The 15,861-nt window shown below is 68.7% G+C and carries 15 protein-coding genes; 10 read left to right on the top strand and 5 right to left on the bottom strand.

Annotation, left to right across the window (positions count from 1 at the left end):
- Positions 1-138 precede the first annotated feature (138 nt).
- Genes EV192_RS35270 through EV192_RS35245 form a run of 6 tightly spaced genes read left to right on the top strand, consistent with a single transcriptional unit; the run spans position 139 to position 5,479 of the window.
- Positions 139-780: a DUF998 domain-containing protein gene (locus tag EV192_RS35270; RefSeq protein ID WP_165960782.1), complete on the top strand. Its 642-nt coding sequence runs from the start codon at positions 139-141 to the stop codon at positions 778-780.
- Positions 777-1,610, top strand: a complete 834-nt coding sequence (locus tag EV192_RS35265) for a PaaX family transcriptional regulator (protein ID WP_132122914.1) — start codon at positions 777-779, stop codon at positions 1,608-1,610. The genes EV192_RS35270 and EV192_RS35265 overlap by 4 nt, the downstream gene beginning before the upstream one ends.
- Positions 1,611-1,638: 28 nt before the next feature.
- Positions 1,639-3,378: an arginine--tRNA ligase gene (gene argS / locus EV192_RS35260; RefSeq protein WP_132123033.1), complete on the top strand. Its 1,740-nt coding sequence runs from the start codon at positions 1,639-1,641 to the stop codon at positions 3,376-3,378.
- Positions 3,379-3,414: 36 nt separating this feature from the next.
- Positions 3,415-3,621 (top strand): hypothetical protein, encoded by a 207-nt coding sequence (locus EV192_RS35255; protein WP_132122913.1) that lies wholly within the window; start codon positions 3,415-3,417, stop codon positions 3,619-3,621.
- A 32-nt stretch (positions 3,622-3,653) separates the two neighbouring features.
- On the top strand, positions 3,654-4,637 hold the full coding sequence (locus EV192_RS35250) for an ADP-ribosylglycohydrolase family protein (RefSeq protein ID WP_132122912.1): 984 nt from the start codon (positions 3,654-3,656) through the stop codon (positions 4,635-4,637).
- Positions 4,634-5,479: a PfkB family carbohydrate kinase gene (locus EV192_RS35245; protein ID WP_132122911.1), complete on the top strand. Its 846-nt coding sequence runs from the start codon at positions 4,634-4,636 to the stop codon at positions 5,477-5,479. The genes EV192_RS35250 and EV192_RS35245 overlap by 4 nt, the downstream gene beginning before the upstream one ends.
- On the opposite strand, the gene EV192_RS35240 is transcribed toward EV192_RS35245, so the two are convergent.
- The 3 genes from EV192_RS35240 to EV192_RS35230 all read right to left on the bottom strand — a co-directional run bounded on the left by EV192_RS35240 (position 5,476) and on the right by EV192_RS35230 (position 7,780).
- Positions 5,476-6,414 (bottom strand): hypothetical protein, encoded by a 939-nt coding sequence (locus tag EV192_RS35240; RefSeq protein ID WP_132122910.1) that lies wholly within the window; start codon positions 6,412-6,414, stop codon positions 5,476-5,478. The genes EV192_RS35245 and EV192_RS35240 overlap by 4 nt on opposite strands.
- 51 nt (positions 6,415-6,465) lie before the next feature.
- Positions 6,466-6,693: a DUF397 domain-containing protein gene (locus EV192_RS35235; protein WP_132122909.1), complete on the bottom strand. Its 228-nt coding sequence runs from the start codon at positions 6,691-6,693 to the stop codon at positions 6,466-6,468.
- A gap of 232 nt (positions 6,694-6,925) precedes the next feature.
- Positions 6,926-7,780, bottom strand: a complete 855-nt coding sequence (locus tag EV192_RS35230; RefSeq protein ID WP_165960781.1) for a helix-turn-helix domain-containing protein — start codon at positions 7,778-7,780, stop codon at positions 6,926-6,928.
- A gap of 177 nt (positions 7,781-7,957) precedes the next feature.
- Between EV192_RS35230 and EV192_RS35225 the strand changes: the two genes are divergently transcribed.
- Positions 7,958-9,634, top strand: a complete 1,677-nt coding sequence (locus EV192_RS35225) for a hypothetical protein (protein ID WP_132122907.1) — start codon at positions 7,958-7,960, stop codon at positions 9,632-9,634.
- Here EV192_RS35225 and EV192_RS35220 read toward each other — a convergent pair whose 3' ends face one another.
- Positions 9,635-11,692, bottom strand: coding sequence for a tetratricopeptide repeat protein (locus tag EV192_RS35220; protein ID WP_132122906.1), 2,058 nt, complete (start codon positions 11,690-11,692; stop codon positions 9,635-9,637).
- 127 nt (positions 11,693-11,819) lie between these two features.
- On the opposite strand from EV192_RS35220, the gene EV192_RS35215 reads away from it, so the two are divergent.
- The 3 genes from EV192_RS35215 to EV192_RS35205 are packed head-to-tail and all read left to right on the top strand — an operon-like array spanning position 11,820 to position 14,841.
- Entirely contained in the window at positions 11,820-12,827 is a 1,008-nt protein-coding gene (locus EV192_RS35215; protein WP_243727272.1) for an efflux RND transporter periplasmic adaptor subunit, read from the top strand.
- Positions 12,824-13,522 carry an ABC transporter ATP-binding protein gene (locus EV192_RS35210; protein WP_132122905.1) on the top strand — a complete coding sequence of 233 codons (699 nt, stop codon included), beginning with the start codon at positions 12,824-12,826 and terminating at the stop codon, positions 13,520-13,522. The genes EV192_RS35215 and EV192_RS35210 overlap by 4 nt, the downstream gene beginning before the upstream one ends.
- Positions 13,519-14,841, top strand: a complete 1,323-nt coding sequence (locus EV192_RS35205; RefSeq protein WP_132122904.1) for an ABC transporter permease — start codon at positions 13,519-13,521, stop codon at positions 14,839-14,841. Before EV192_RS35210 ends, EV192_RS35205 begins: the two co-directional genes overlap by 4 nt.
- A 37-nt stretch (positions 14,842-14,878) precedes the next feature.
- Here the strand turns inward: EV192_RS35205 and EV192_RS35200 are convergent, their stop codons facing one another.
- Positions 14,879-15,787: a proteasome assembly chaperone family protein gene (locus tag EV192_RS35200; protein WP_132123031.1), complete on the bottom strand. Its 909-nt coding sequence runs from the start codon at positions 15,785-15,787 to the stop codon at positions 14,879-14,881.
- Positions 15,788-15,861: the final 74 nt, after the last annotated feature.

Here is a 15,861-nt window from a genome sequence, read left to right as displayed (position 1 = left end):
GCGGTCCTCGGCGCCCAAAAGCATGGCGCAGGATTACCCGAGTCCCGGATCTGTCAAACCCCTGTCGTCGGGAACTCGTCCGATCCCTTCGGAAGTTGGTCCGTTCATCGCAGTCGATCACGCGCGGAGGTACTCCTGATGGCCCTGACCCGGGTTTCCCGAGCTCTCGGCCTGTTCGGGGTGCTCACCGCAATCATCCTGATCGGACTGTTGCACCTTATCCCACCCTCGTCGAACGTCGACGCGGTGACCCGAACGCTGTCCGAATACGGCCTTTTGCCCGACGCGTGGGTCTTCAACGTCGGTGTCACCGCGCTCGCGCTCGGGTCGGTCGCGGTGGTCGTGTCGTTGGTGAGCCAGGAGGTGATCCGGGCGGTGTCGGTCACGTCGTTCCTGGTGGCGGTGTGGAGCGCGAGCCTGATGGTGATCGTGGCGTTCCCGAAGAACAACTGGGCGGTCGGGCCGAGCATGGGTGGGACGGTCCACCGGGTCGCGAGCGTGGTCGCGTTCGTCGCGTTGCCGCTGGCCGCCATCATCGTCGGCCGGATCACCCGCAGCCCGTGGCCGCTGTGGCTGGGTGTGGTGTCGCTGCTGTGGTTCGCGGTCATCCTCGGCGCGGTGGCGGCCCAGCCGTTCACCGGGATCCGTTGGTGGCTGGCCATTCCGTTGGGCGTGGTGGAACGGGGGATGCTGCTGACCGAGGTGCTGGCGGTGGGGTCGCTGGTGTTGGTCGACAGAAGGTCGACGGCACGTCAAGATCCTGTATCATCCGTCGGATGACCAGTCCGGTGGTGAGCCGACGACGGGAAGTCAGCCACACGAGCGCGCGGTCACTCCTGATGACTCTACTCGGCGAGTACGTCCTGCCCCGGGGGACCCCGGTGTGGACGTCCGCGCTGGTCGACACCCTGGCGTTGTTCGACGTGGAGGAGCGCTCCGCGCGGCAGGCGCTGGCCAGGACCGCCGCCGAGGGGTGGCTCCAGGCCGAGCGGGTCGGCCGGCGGGTGCGGTGGTCGCTCACCCCGCCCGGCCGCAAGCTGCTCACCGAGGGCGCCGAACGGATCTACGAGTTCGGCAGCGCCGAACCGCCTTGGGACGGCCGGTGGCTGGTGCTGCTGGCGTCCGTGCCGGAGTCCAAACGGGACCTTCGGCACCGGCTGCGCACCCGGCTCACCTGGGCCGGCTTCGGCTCCCCCGAGGCCGGGGTGTGGATCTCCCCCGACGCCAGCCGGCAGGACGAGGCCCGCGGCATCCTCACCGAGCTGGACCTGGACCGGGGCGCGATGTCTTTCGTGGCAACCTATGGCGACATCGGCGAGATCGGCGGGATGGTCGCGCGCGCCTGGGATCTGTCCGAAGTGGAGGCTCGGTACGCCGGGTTCATCGCCGAGTTCAGCGGGTCGCACCCGACCGACGGGCAGGAGGTGCTGCACGCCCAGACGTTGCTGGTGCACGAGTGGCGGCGGTTCCCGTTCCTGGATCCCCGGCTGCCCAGCGGGCTGCTGCCGGCGAACTGGCCGGGGTCGCGGGCGGCCGAGCTGTTCCACCGGCGGCACGTCGAGTGGCGTCCGGCCGCGCAACACCACTGGGACCAACTGCATTCCCGGTAGCGTGCCCTGGTGTAATTGACGGGTGGGACTGCTGCGCGGAGACATCGGGCTGGAACTGGGGCGTCGAGTGGCGGACGCGGTACGCGCCGCGCTCGACCTGGAGATCACTCCCGCGGAGGCGTTGATCCGACCGTCCAGCCGACCTGGCGCGGACTACCAGTGCAACGCGGCCATGGGCCTGGGCAAACGGCTGCGCCGCGACCCGCGGGAGATCGGCGAGTCGATCGTGGCCGCGCTGGACGCCGACGACCTGGTCGAGACGCCGGACGTCGCCGGCCCCGGGTTCGTCAACCTGACGCTGCGGACGCGCTGGCTGGCCGGGCACATGCGGGGCCTGCTGGCCGACGCCCGGCTCGGCATCCCGCGGACGGACGAGCCGCGCCGGATCGCGATCGACTACTCCAGCCCGAACGTGGCCAAGGAGATGCACGTCGGGCACCTGCGCTCGTCCATCATCGGCGACGCGATCGTGCGGATGCTGCGGTTCGTCGGCCACGAGGTCATCCCGCACAACCATCTCGGTGACTGGGGCACGCCGTTCGGGATGCTGATCGAGCACCTCGTCGACGAGGGTTTCGGCGCCGAGCACACGATCGGCGACCTCAACGGTTTCTACACCGAGGCACGCAAGAAGTTCGACGCGGACCCGGATTTCGCTGACCGCTCGCGTCGCCGCGTGGTCCTGTTGCAGGGCGGCGACGAGCCGACCCTGGCGCTGTGGCGGGACCTGGTGGACGAGTCCACCCGGCACTTCGAGAAGGTCTACCGGCTCCTGGGAATCGGCCTGACCAGCACCGACCTCTACGGCGAAAGTTTCTACAACCCGTACTTGTCCGACACGGTCGACGAGTTGGAGCGCAAGGGCCTGACCCGGATCAGTGACGGCGCGCTGTGCGTGTTCCCGGCGGGCTTCACCAACCGCGACGGCGACCCGCTGCCGTTGATCATGCGCAAGAGCGACGGCGGCTATGGCTACGCCAGCACGGATCTCGCGACCGTGCGGTACTGGACTGGTGAGCGCGCGGTCACGGACCTGCTGTACGTGGTCGGAACCCCGCAGTCCCAACACTTCCAGATGGTCTTCACCGCGTCCCGGGACGCCGGCTGGCTCACCGCCGAGCACCACGCCGAGCACATCGGGTTCGGCTCGATCCTCGGTGCCGACGGCAAGACCATCCGCAGCCGCGCCGGCGGCACCATCAAACTGGCCGAGCTGCTGACCGAGGCGGTCGACCGGGCCGCCGCGATCGTCGCGGAACGCAGCGAACTGGACGAAGCCGAACGCGCCGAGGTCGCCCGGAAGGTGGGCATCGGCGCGGTGAAGTACGCGGACCTGTCCAGCGACCGCGAGAAGGACTACGTGTTCGCGTGGGACAAGATGCTGGCGATGGACGGCAACACCGCCGTCTACCTGCAGTACGCCAACACGCGCATCCTCTCCATCCTGCGCAAGGCGGAGGCGGCGCCGGATGCCGCTGTTGTCGAGACTGGGGTGACGCTCACCGAACCCGCCGAACGCGACCTGGCCCTGCGGCTGACTCGGTTCCCGGCCGCGGTGCAGTCCGCGATCGACACGTACTCGCCGCACAAGCTCAGCACGTACCTGTATGAGACGGCGTCCTCGCTGACGTCGTTCTACGAGAAGTGCCCGGTGCTGAAGGCGGAGCCGGATGTGCGCGCGTCCCGGCTGGCGCTGATCACGGTGACCTCGAAGGTGCTCACGCTCGGCCTGGACCTGCTCGGCATCGAGGCCCCGACCCGACTGTGACAACCGCATGCCGGATCGGGTGGTCACAGTGCCCGGGTGGCGGTGGGGAACATCTTCGTCCAGGACTACCGTGCGGCCGGTGACGATGTCCGGCACGGGCCCGCGGCCATGCTCGGCGACGGCGAGGAGAAGGTCGTCGCGGGCGCCGGGTCCAGGCTGGTGCTGGCGTCCGGCCGGTGGGACGTGGTGCTCGTCGAGCCGTCGCCGGACAACAGGGGTCGGGTCACGTTCAGTCGCGGTTGACCTGGCCGGCCACGAAGAGTAGATCTTCAAACATGCCTGAACAGGTGCGGGCGTTGGGGGCGTTCTACGGCCTCGCGCTCGGCGACGCCATGGGAATGCCCACCCAGGCGATGTCCCGCAACGAGATCGCGCGACAGTACGGCCGGGTCCGGACCTTGTTGGCGGCCAACAGCGAGCAGCCGGTGGCGCCCGGCATGGCCGCCGGGTCCGTCACCGACGACACCGAGCAGGCGGTCCTGGTCGGCCGGCTGTTCGTCGAAGGCGCCGGGCACATCGACCCGCTGAAGTTCGCGGACGCGCTGCGGCGTTGGGAGGCCGACATGGTCCGCCGCGGGTCGCTCGACCTGCTCGGCCCGTCCACGCGGCGGGCGCTGGACCTGCTCGCGGGCGGCGCCCGGCCGGACGCGGCGGGCAGCGGCGGCGACACGAACGGCGCAGCCATGCGCGTGACACCGATCGGGATCGCGGTCCGGCCCGGCGACGACCTGGTCGACGCCGTGGTCGAAGCCAGCCAGGTCACGCACAACACCAGTCTGGGGATCGCGGCCGCCTCCGCGATCGCGGCGGCGGTCTCGGCCGGCGTCGACGGCGGCGGCCTGGCGGACGCGTTGGACGAAGCCGAACGCGCAGCGGAACGCGGCGCCCGACATGGCCACTGGGTGCCGGGCGGCGAGATCTCACCCCGGATCCGCTGGGCCCGGCAGTGGGTGCGCGGCATGGACCGTGCGTCCGTCGCCGACGCGGTCGCCTCGGTGATCGGGACTTCGGTGGCCGCACAGGAGTCCGTGGTCGCGGCGATCGCGTTGGTGGAGGCCCTCGGCGACGACCCGATGGCGGTGCTGACCCTCGCCGCCGAGGTGGGCGGGGACACCGATACCGTGGCCGCCATGTGCGGCGCGATCCTCGGGGCCCAGCACGGTCTGACGGGTTTCCCCGCGGACCTGCTCGACACGGTCCGCCGGGTGAACGACCTGAATCTCGAACCCTTGGTGGACGACCTGCTCAGGCTGCGATGACCGGCCGCTTCGTCCACACTGGACAGATCGTGGCCGACCTGGTGATGCGGGTGGACGCGCTGCCGCCGCTCGGCGGGGACGTGCTCGCGTCGTCGTTCGAGCAGCATGTGGGTGGCGGCTTCAACGTGATGGCCGCGGCGGCCCGGTCCGGCGCGGATGTGGTGTACGCGGGCAGCCACGGCTCCGGCCAGTTCGACGATCTGGCGCGGAAAGCGTTGGCGGAGGAGGGAATCATCCTCGCGCTGCCGCCGGACGACAACGCCATCGGGGTGTGTTTCGTCATCGTCGACCAGACCGGCGAGCGGACGTTCATCACCAGTCCGGGCGCGGAGGGCCGCGTCCGGCCGGTCGATGTCGACGGCGACATTGTATACATTACCGGCTACAGTCTAACGCATACAATCAACCGTGACGCGCTCCTGGCGTGGCTTCCCTCGATCTCCGCGACCGTCATGCTCGATCCCAGCCCGTTGGCCGCCTCGATCCCGGCGGAGACCTGGCGCGCTGTCCTGCCATACGTGGACATCTTGAGCAGCAACGCGGCCGAGGCCGCTGCTTTGTCCGATGTGGACGTTCCCATCCGGGTCCGGAGAGACGGCCCTCGCGGCTGCACGATCGTCTACAATAGCCAGACAACCCAGGTGCCAGGCTTCGATGTGTATGCTGTAGACACGAACGGCGCCGGCGACATCCACTGCGGTGTTCTCGCCGCGGAACTGTTGCGCGGCAACAATATTCTGTATGCCGCCCAGCGGGCCAACGCGGCCGCCGCGCTGTCAGTGACCCGGCACGGGCCGGCGACAGCGCCGACGCGAGCCGAGATCGACAAGCTGGTTCACTAACGCAAGGCGGCCAACAACATCGGCAGTGTCACCCCGGCCTGCTCGGCGAGGGTACGGACCTGTTCGGGCGCGGGTGCCAGCGGGTGGATGTCCCGCGTGGTGGGCAGGCCATCACCGCCGCCGAACTTGGACTGCGGGGTGGTCGGCGGCACGATCCGGTAGATCCGCCAGCGCGGGACCGTCGACTCGGCCATCGCCAGCACGGTGTCCCGCCACAGCAGGACAGTGGACTTCTTGGTGTTGCGTGCCAGGACCACGCACGGGCTGGCGATCAACGTGGCGGCTCGGGCGGCGGCCCGCAACGGGGTGCGGAAGTCACCGTCGATCACCCACACGCCTTCCATGTACTCGGCGTGATACCCCTCAGTCTCCAACGCGGCGATGATCTCCGCCCTCGGGTCGTCCGCGGCGGCCATCGCCAGCTCCACCACGGCCTGCACCTCGGACCCGGTGGCCACCCGCGCGTGCAGCTGGGTGGACGTCACCAGCTCGGCGGTGATGTCCGACTCCTCGGCGTACGCCACCCACTCCTGCACGAGCTCCCAGGCTGACCTGGCGATCTGGTCCGGCCCCGCGCCACCGTGCAGGTTCGCCTCCTGCAGCAGCAACGCCATCCCGATCGCGACCAACGCCAACTGCTCGCCGGACGCGTCCTGCTCCTCCGTCGGCCGAAGCCCGACAACCAGCTCCCGGACGTCGGCGCGCCAACTCTCGTCCGCGCCCCACACCCCGGCGGCCAGCAACCTGACGTACCCCCGGGTCACCACCATCCGCTGGGGCAACGCGGAATCCGGCCCGGCCGCCGCCAACCAGCGACGCGCCTGAACCCGGTACTCGGAGTGCTCCGGCTGCGGGATGGCAGCCGGTAACCGCTCGACCTGAGAACTGATGTCCGTGCCGGCCTGCTCGCTCAGTTGGCCCCCACCTCCACGCACGAGCACACCATACAACGTCAGCGGCGATCGCACCCGGACAAGATCGCTATGTCACCGATCACCGTTACGCCGAACGGCCCACCGGAAGTCGAACCAGGCGACCCGCGAGAACCTCAACCACACTGCACTGTCCCCTTTGGAATCACGTACAAGTACGGATTCTTGGCCGTGCTTGACCTCAACACAGTTGGAACCCGCACTACCGCTGCACACGCTCTTGTGCCATACCCCTGCACGCGACAGTCGACCTGTGTCCGATCCGCTCCCGAGATCTCTCATGCGATCTCCCCTCGCGTTGAGAAAGCCAACGGCGCGCCCGACCAACCGATCACCTCAAGAATACGAAAACACGGTACGACGGTTCTACGCCCGAGCGAGGGATCAGGAAGAGCGTTGGGAGGAGGGGATCCGAACGACTCAAGCCAGACAGAGCAACCGTGTCGGGCAACAAGCCGAGTCGCGATTCAGGTGTGTGTTCCCCACTCCTTCTCCACGCGAAAACACTGCGTGGTCATGATTCGGCCAGTACGGTGTCCACGATCTGGCCAAAATCCGCGGCCGGCCGTGCCACGTCCTCCAACTCGAAGAACGTCGCGACGTACTGACTGATCTCCTCGGGCGTCTTGGCCGTGACAATGCCCAGGGTCTGCTCGGGAAAAACGACGAAATCCTGGTCCGCACCGGCGAACTCGAAGATCGTGAACGAGCCCTTCATCCCGACGTACTCGCCCGCGGCCAGCGGCACCACCTGGATGCTGACGTTCGGCCGGTCGGCCAACTCCTTGAGCTTGCGCAACTGTCCGGCCATGACATCCCGGCCGCCCACCGGACGTCGTATCGCGGCCTCGTCCAAAACGAAGAACATCTGCGGCGGATCCGGCGCCTCAAGAATCCGCTGCCGGTCAAGCCGCAGAGCGACCCCGCGGTCAATGATCCGGTCGTCGTCGTCATACAACCGCATGATGGCGCGGGCGTACTGCTCGGTCTGCAGGATTCCCGGGATCATCGTCAGCTGGAACTGCCGGTTCCGGACGGCCGACGCCTCGTAACTCACAAATGTGATCAGTTCAGGAGAGAAGTCCCTGCGGTAGTCGTCCCACCACACGTGCTCCTTGGCCGACCGCGCGGCCTCGGTGAACTCGCTGATCTTGTCCTGGTCGGTGACACCGTAGTACCGCAACATCACGGACAGGTCGGCCACGTCCAGGGTGACCGAGCCCTGTTCGATCCTGATGACCTTGGACGGATGCCAGCCGAACTCGGCCGCGACATCCTTCTGGGTGCGCCCCGCCCGCTCCCGAGCCCGGCGAAGTTCAGATCGCAGCCATCGCAGCTTGGCGACCGGACTTCCACCACGCGTTGTCACAGTTCTTCTCTCCTGCCACCTGTCGACTTGAAGCACCGCATTCTGCGACCTGATGCGACATCGCATTTCACGACAATACATCTTCTGTCATCGCATAGCGCGAGCTAGCATCAACCTAACAAGAGCGACACCCACCTCGTTCAGCTACCCCCCACTACACAGCGTGACCATACTGTCATGCCCAAGGGTCAGGCCGCCGTGAACGCTTGGCACAGTGATCAGAGTCCGCCCCGGGAGACTTGGTCAGCCTCCCGCAGGGCTCTCGTCGTGGTCCGCAATCTCACGTCCTGGGACCGGCTGACCGACCTGCTCCCCTTGTTCGCCGGTGACCGGGCGGTCCGGGTCGAGTACACAGTGGACAGAGGGTCCAGCTTCTCCGCGGGCATCGAGCGGTACCTGGAGTCGTTGGGGGTCGAGATCACGCCGTGGGAGCGGGTCGTCGACGAGAGGACCGAGTACCCGTTGATCCTGGCCGCCCACGCGAACAGCCATCTGGGGCTGCTGAACGGTCAGGTGTTCGTTGTCCCGCACGGAGTCGGGCACGGCCGGAAGGTGGTCGAGAAGACCGGCCATCCGGAAGCTCCGTCGGGCGCGTCGGAACGGGAGCTCACCTACCGCGGTGTGGTGATCCCGACGGTCATTGGCGTGTCCCATCGGGATCAGATCGACCAGATCAAGAGTTGGTGTCCGGCCGCGGCCGATCGGGCCCAGGTCATCGGCGACCCCACCTATGACCGGATGGCGGCGAGTGTGGTGAACCGCCGGGACTACCGGCGCGCTTTAGGTGTCGGCGACGACCGTCAGCTGGTCGTGGTGTCGTCGACCTGGGGACAGCATTCCCTGATGGGCCAGACCGAGGACTTCGTGCAGCGGCTGGTGGCCCAGCTTCCGGTGGACGAGTTCCAGGTCGCGCTGGTGCTCCACCCGAACATCTGGACCGGCCACATCACGTACAACGTCAAGGAGATCTTCCGTGAGGCACGCGCGGGCGGTCTGCTGCTGATCCCGCCGGACAAGGGGTGGCGGGCCGCGCTGATCGCGGCGGATCTGGTCCTCGGCGATCATGGCAGTACGACGTTTTACGGAGCGGTGCTCCGGCGGCCGGCCGCGCAGGTGGTGGACGGGCTCGCCGAGCTCGATCCGGACTCGGCGTTGGCGATGTTCTGCCACAGCACGGTTCGGCTGGACCGCTGGGGTGGGCTGCACGATCAGGTGGCCGCGCTGATCAGGGACCATCGGCCGATGATGGCCGAACGCGTGACGCGGGCGGGGGTCGCGGCCCGGACCCGGTCGTTGGAGATCATCCACGACATCATCTACGACCTGCTCGACCTTGACCCGCCTGAGCCCACGCCGTGGATGTGGCCGGTCGACCCGCCGCAGCCGTACCCGCGCGGGACCACGACTTCGTTCCTCACCAGTGCCTTCGTCGACGTGCGGAACAAGCGGGTGTTCCTGGCTCGGTTGCCCGGAATGCTGGCCGAGCGGCACCGTTCACCGAGCGACACGACCGACTGGTTCCGGGTGGTGGAGGCGCGGGAGGTCCATCGGCCGGCGTGTGAGAACGCGGACGTCTACGTCAACCTGGAACCGTTGTCGGACGGCGACGCGTACGCGTGGACGCGGAACATGGCCAGGACGTACGGGGGCGCGAAGGTCGTGGCATCGGCGACGAACACCGGCTGTGTCATCTGGCTGCACGACACGTACTTCAAGATGTCCGGCGTCGACACGTTCGCGGCCGCGGCGGCGGTCTACGGCTGGGTCGTCACCGGCCAGCGGCTGCCCGGCGGGCTGACGGTGTCCATGGGATGCCTGCACCAGATGTTGCGCCTACGGAAAACCGTCGGCTGATCACGGCCGGCCGGTCTGGCTGTGCAACTGCCGCAGGCGTGACGTGACCGAGTCGTGGTCGTCGGCGTCCGGCGGCAGCACTTCGAGCAGGGCTTCGAGCGCCTGCACCTCCTTGATCGGCTGGCTGCGCTCCCGAGTTGTCGCGACGGCAGTGCGCAGCGAGTCAGCGGCCTCGTCGTTGCGGCCCAACGCATGTAGAGCCCTGCCCCGCACGATGTGCAGCCGTGCCTCGGCGAGATCGTCGCCGATCTGACGGAAGACGCTGGCGGCCTCAGCCAGTTCCGCCAGGGCCTGCTGCGGTTGGCCGCTGCGGACGAGCGTGTCGGCCACGTGGTACGACTGCATCGCCACGCCACGCTGGGCACCGACGGCTTTGTTGAGCTGACGGGACCGCTGGAAGTCGTCGATCGCGTCGGCGAGCCTGCCTTGTTGCCGGTGCAGGACACCGAACGATTCGATGACAGTCGCGACGGCTCGCCGGTCACCGGACTTGGCTGCCGCCTCCTGCGCCGCTTCCAAAGCCGCGGTCGCCAGGTCGAACTCGCCGAGCTCGATCCGCGCGCGGGCGAGGTAGACGTACGCTCGCGCCTCGGCGACAGGGTTGTCGGCCGCTCGGGCGGCCCGCGCGCCCAGTTCGGCGGTCTCCACCCAGTCCTGGTGGTGTTTGCCGCTGTAGTAGAGGGCCCACAGCGCCTCGCCGAACTGCCACACGCGGTCGTGCCAGCCGTACTCGGCGGCCAGCCGGACCGCGCCGAGCAGGTTGGCCCGCTCGGTCTCCAGCCACGCCATGCCTCCGCGCGCGTCGAACTCGTCCGAGACCGAGACCGCCGTCGTGTCCTGCTGGGCGAGGCGCCATCGTTCGCGGCCGAGCACCGCGATGTCGGCCGCGGCGGCACGGCGCAGATACCACTCGACGATCCGACGGGCGACCACTTCCCGCTCCTGGCCGGAAATCGCGTTCTCGGCACGCAGCCGGGCGTGCAGGCGTACCAGATCATGCGGCCGATACCGGTCGTCCGGCAGTTCTTCCATCAGATTCGCCTCGCACAATGCGCCAAGCAGGTCGTTTGCCGTGTCGTGGTCGACATTCATGGCCGTCGCGATCACATCCGGATCGAAATCGACGCCGGGAAGTATCCCGACAATGTGGTAGACGTCCTTCGCCCGCTTCGGCAGATCCTCGTAGGCCACGTCGAAAACGGTTTGTACCGCGTGATCGCCGTGCGCGAGCCGACGCAGCCGGCATTGTTCGTCGGTCAGATAGCGAACCAGTTCCGGCAACGACCATCGGCTCCGCGACATCAACCGAGCCGCCGCGACCCGCAGCGCGATGGGCAACCCGCCGCAGAGGCCGACCAGTTCGGCCAGTGTCCCGGCGTCCACACCCTCCCGCCCCAGCAGGCCGGACACCACGAGCGACCCGTCGGACGGGCCGAGCGGCTTCAGGTTCACCAGCGAGGCGCCGTCCACGAGTAGGCCGCTGAGCTGCCTGCGGCTGGCCACCAGCACCACGCTCGCGCCCGCGCCGGGCAGCAACGGCCGGACCTGCGCCGGCTGCTGCACGTTGTCCAGCATGATCAGCATCCGGTGCGCGGTGGTCCGGGTTCGGAAGAGCGCGGCCCGTTCCGACAGGCCGATCGGGATGTAGTGGTCGTGCACGCCGAGCGCGCGGAGGAACGCGCCGAGGACGTCGGCCACGTCCACGGCGCCCCGGCTGCGGTAGTCGGCGAGGTCCGCGTACAGCTGGCCGCCGTCGAACTCGTCCCGGTGCTGGTGTCCCCACCACACACAGGTGGCCGTCTTGCCGACCCCGGCCAGCCCGGTGATCACGGCCACCGCCGGTCCGTGGTCGGTCCTGGCCCGCTCGGCCAGTTTGGACAACGCGGCCAGCTCACGGTGCCTGTTCACGAACGACCGGGCCGCGGGCGGCAACTGTGACGGTGCCCGCTTGACCGGGTCGGGCAGGCTGAAATTGACCGTGCCGACCGACTGGGCCTGAAGAACGTTGCCGACCGACCGGGCGCGCACCACATGGTCCATCTCGCTCTGGGGGTTCATCGGCGTCCTTAACTGCGGTGAAGACCAGGAACCCGACAGCCCATCAAGTATCGACGCAACCTTGATCCTTCGCCAGACGTCAAGCAGGTTAACGAATCACCGAAAACGGACCTGGGGGTTGAATCTGGTGCGCACGCTCCCCGTGCTGCTCACGGTCGCGCTCGTCTTAGCCGGGTGCAGTACGTCAACGCCCGAGAAGCCGAATCCGGGGATGGCCCCGCGCGGCACGACGATGACCACGGCCAAACCGACCCGGCAGGACCTGACCAACCGGGTCAGCCTGACCGGCAAGGTCGCCATCGACCCGGTCTTCGGGATCGTGGCCCCGGTCGCCGGGCAGATCAGATACCTGGACGTCAAGGCGCCGGAGAAGACGCCGACCAAGCCGACCAAGGTCGCCACCATCGGCAAGACGTCGATCGAGGTGCCGGCCGGTGCCATCTTCTCCGGGCGGCTCGTGGACGACAAGGCGACCGTCACCGCCGGCATGCCCATCGTGTCGGCCAAGCATGTTGGCTACGGCATCGTCGCGGAGATCACCGGCGATCAGGCGTACAAGCTGTCCGACGCGCTGTCGTCGGTGCAGGCGCAGATCAAGAACGGACCGGGGCCGTTCCCGTGCACGGCTCTGGGCACCATCGCCGCGTTGCCTGCCGGAACCATCCCGGATCCGCCCGTCGACCCGAACCAGCAACCACAGCAGCAACCAGGCGCGAACCTGCCGCAGCCACCTGGACCGCCCCAGCCGCCGGCCGGCCAGGACAGGAAACCCGGCCAGCAGCCGTCGACCGCCACCGGCATGCGGCTGGTGTGCACGCCGGCTGCGGACGTGAAGCTGATCAACGGCGCCGAAGCGACCGTGGAGGTCGTCACCGAGACGGCCGCGAACGTGCTGGTGGTGCCGGTCGAGGCGGTGGCCGGCGCGCAGGGCAAGGGCAAGGTCGACGTGCTGGCGTCGGCCGGCACCCGGCAGACCAAGGACGTCGAACTGGGGCTGACCGACGGCAAGGTCGTCCAGGTCAAGTCCGGCCTGACCGGGGACGAGACCCTGGCCGTGCCCGGCCCGAACCTGCCGCCGGGACCGGACAACGGCGGCGGCGGGAAGGGCGGCATGCTGGGAGGTCCGAGCAAGTGACCCGGCTGATCCAGCTGACCGGTCTCACCAAGACCCTGACCGGGCAGCAGCGGCCACGGACCATCCTGGCCGGCGTGGACCTGACCGTCCACAGTGGAGAGAGCGTGGCCGTGCTCGGCCGGTCCGGCTCGGGCAAGTCCACGCTGCTGTCGTTGATCGGCCTGTTCGACCGGGCCGACGGCGGCCAGTACCTGCTCGGCGACGCCGACATCACCCGGGTCCCGGAACGCAAGGCCGCGGCGCTGCGCAGCGCCCAGTTCGGCTTCGTGTTCCAACGGTTCTTCCTGCTCAAGAACCTGACCGCGGCCCAGAACGTGGCCATGGCGCTGGTGAACGGCCAGGGCTGGCAGCCGCGACGCAAACGCAGGGCGCAGGTGATGGCGGCGTTGGAGCAGGTCGGCATCGCGCACCTGGCCAAACAGAAGCCGCCGCGGCTGTCCGGCGGGGAGCAGCAGCGGGTCGCGATCGCGCGGGCCCTGGTCCGCCGGCCCCAGGTGCTGCTGGCCGACGAGCCGACCGGCGCGCTCGACACCGAGACCGGAAACCTGGTGGTGGACGCGCTGCATTCGGCCACCCAGTACGGCTGCGGGCTGATCCTGGTCACCCACGACCACGACCACGCCAACCGGATGGGCCGGGTGCTGCGCCTGGTCGACGGACGGCTGGCCCCGGCGAACGAGCAGGTGGTCGTGTGATCGGGCTGTCCGGGCGGCTGCGGTCCGCGCTCATCATCGGCGGACAGGGCATCCGGGCCCGCAAGCTGCGCACGTTGCTGTCCATGCTGAGCCTGTTCCTCGGTGTGCTGGCCGTCGTCGCGGTCCAGACCGGGTCGGAGTTCGCCCAGAAGGAGCTGCTGACCGACGCCGAACTGAGCATGGCCAAGGACGGCACCCTGCAGATGTACCTGCCGCACAACGCCAAAACCGGTCCGATCGCGCTGGAGTCGTTGCGCGGCCGGCCGGACGCGGTCGGCTCGTTCAGCATGCAGGCCACCATCGGCGAGCCGAACCTGACGCCGGTGAACCCCGGCGGCATGCCGTTCGACCGGCCCGGCGGTGGGCCCGGTGGCGGGCCGATGATCATGCGCTGCAGCGCGAAGGGCGACTGCACGGTCGGCCCACAAGGTGACGCCCCGCCCACCGGCGCGGCGATCGAGGTGAACCTGGTCGCGCTGACCGGGGACATCCGGCAGTTCCGGCCGTTCCGCACCGAGTCCGGCCAGTGGCTGGACTTCGCCGGGACCCCGGGCCTGGCGCCGCGGATCGTGCTCAACAAGGAGGCCGCGAAAGGCTTCAGCCGTTACCGCGTACCCGCGCAGATGCACGTCCAAGGCGCCACCGCGGACACCACACCGCAGATCATCGGCGTCATCGAGGACGGCAACGGCTACCAGGCAACGGCCTACGTCCGCGCCGACGAGCTGCTCAACTGGCTGCCGGCCGACCAGACCAGCTCACAGAACTACTACGGGAGCGGCGTGAGCATCCTGATGGACCCGGCAGGCAGCGACCTGGAACGGATCCTGCGGTCCAAGCTCGAAGGCGCCGGGGTGAAGGACCAGATCTACACCCAGGTGGTGAACTCCCGGGAACGCGTCGAGTCCCAACTGCGGCTGATGCGGCTGGTGTTCCTGGCCATGGCCGCGCTGGTGCTGCTGATCGGCACGGCCGGCATCCTCAACGTCGGCCTGGCCACGGTCGGCGAACGGGTGGAGGAGTTCGCGTTGCGCCGGGCCGTCGGCACACCTCGTGTGCTGCTGGCCGGGATCGTCCTGGCGGAAACCCTGCTGACCGGGCTGATGACGGCCATGCTCGCGATCGGCACGGGCGCGCTCGGCCTCCGGTTCGCCGCGTCGCTGTTCAGATCCCGCTTCCCCTCCCTCAGCGGAATCGAATTCCCCTGGCAGGCGGGGGTCGCCGGAGTCATCGCCGGCCTGGCCGCCGGCCTCCTCGGCGGCCTGATCCCCGCCATCCGAGCCGCCCGAATCCCGATCGCCACAGTCATGCGGGCATGAAAGAAGGCCGCGGCTTCGCCGCGGCCTTCTCAGGGGGCTATTCGGGTTTGCGCTGCTGTTCGGCCAGGAAGCGTTCCAGTTCGGCGCCCAGTTCGTCGGCGCTGGGGATGTTCTCCGGGTCGACCAGCAGGTTCTGCTTGTCGTTGGCGTCGACGAAGGCGTCGTACTGGCGTTCCAGGGCCGCCACCACTTCGGCCACCTGGTCGGATTCGGCGACCTGGCGCTGGATCTCCGCGTCCGCCCGGCGGGAGCTCTCGGCCAACGCCGCGACCGGGAGCACCAGGTCGGTGGCCTGCACGATCGTGTCGAGCAGGACCAGGGCCGCCGCGGGATACGTCGACTGCGTCAGGTAGTGCGGCACGTGCGCGGCGAAGCCGACCGCGTCGAGACCCGCCTCGCCGAGACGCAACTCCAACAGGCCCGACACGTTCCCCGGCACTTGGACACGGTTGAAGAAGGTGTCGTGGCCGGCGGTCAGCTCAGGTCGCGTGCCGTGCACGGTCACGCCGAGCGGACGCGTGTGCGGCACGCCCATCGGGATGCCGTGGAACCCGACCGAGAGCCGGACTCCCCACCGCTCGACGAGGTGGCGCACCGAGTCCACGAACGCCTCCCAGCGGAAGTCCGGCTCCGGGCCGGTCATCAGCAGGAACGGCGTGCCGGCGCTGTCGTGCAGCAGGCGGACCACCAGCTCAGGGGCCTGGTAGTCCTCCCAGTGGTCGGTCACGAACGTCATCATCGGGCGGCGGGAGCGGTAGTCCAACAGCCCGTCGATGTCGAACCGCGCGACCACGCGGTGCTCATAGCCGCTCAGCAACTGCTCCACCAGCGCACCACCGGCGGAACCGGCGTCCATGAAGCCGTCAAGGTGGTGCAACAGCACCGCGCCGGTCAGATCCGGCACATCCGAGTCGACCTCATACAGGTTCTCCGGGTCCAGCACCACGGCCTCCCAAACAGTCACTCCACGTCGACGACTACAACGCGGAGTTCACCCCGTTCCATTCCGCGCCCGCCGGA

The sequence above is a fragment of the Actinocrispum wychmicini genome (genome assembly GCF_004345645.1).
Classification (GTDB): Bacteria; Actinomycetota; Actinomycetes; order Mycobacteriales; family Pseudonocardiaceae; genus Kibdelosporangium; species Kibdelosporangium wychmicini.
This window is presented reverse-complemented; position numbering and strand designations above follow the sequence as displayed.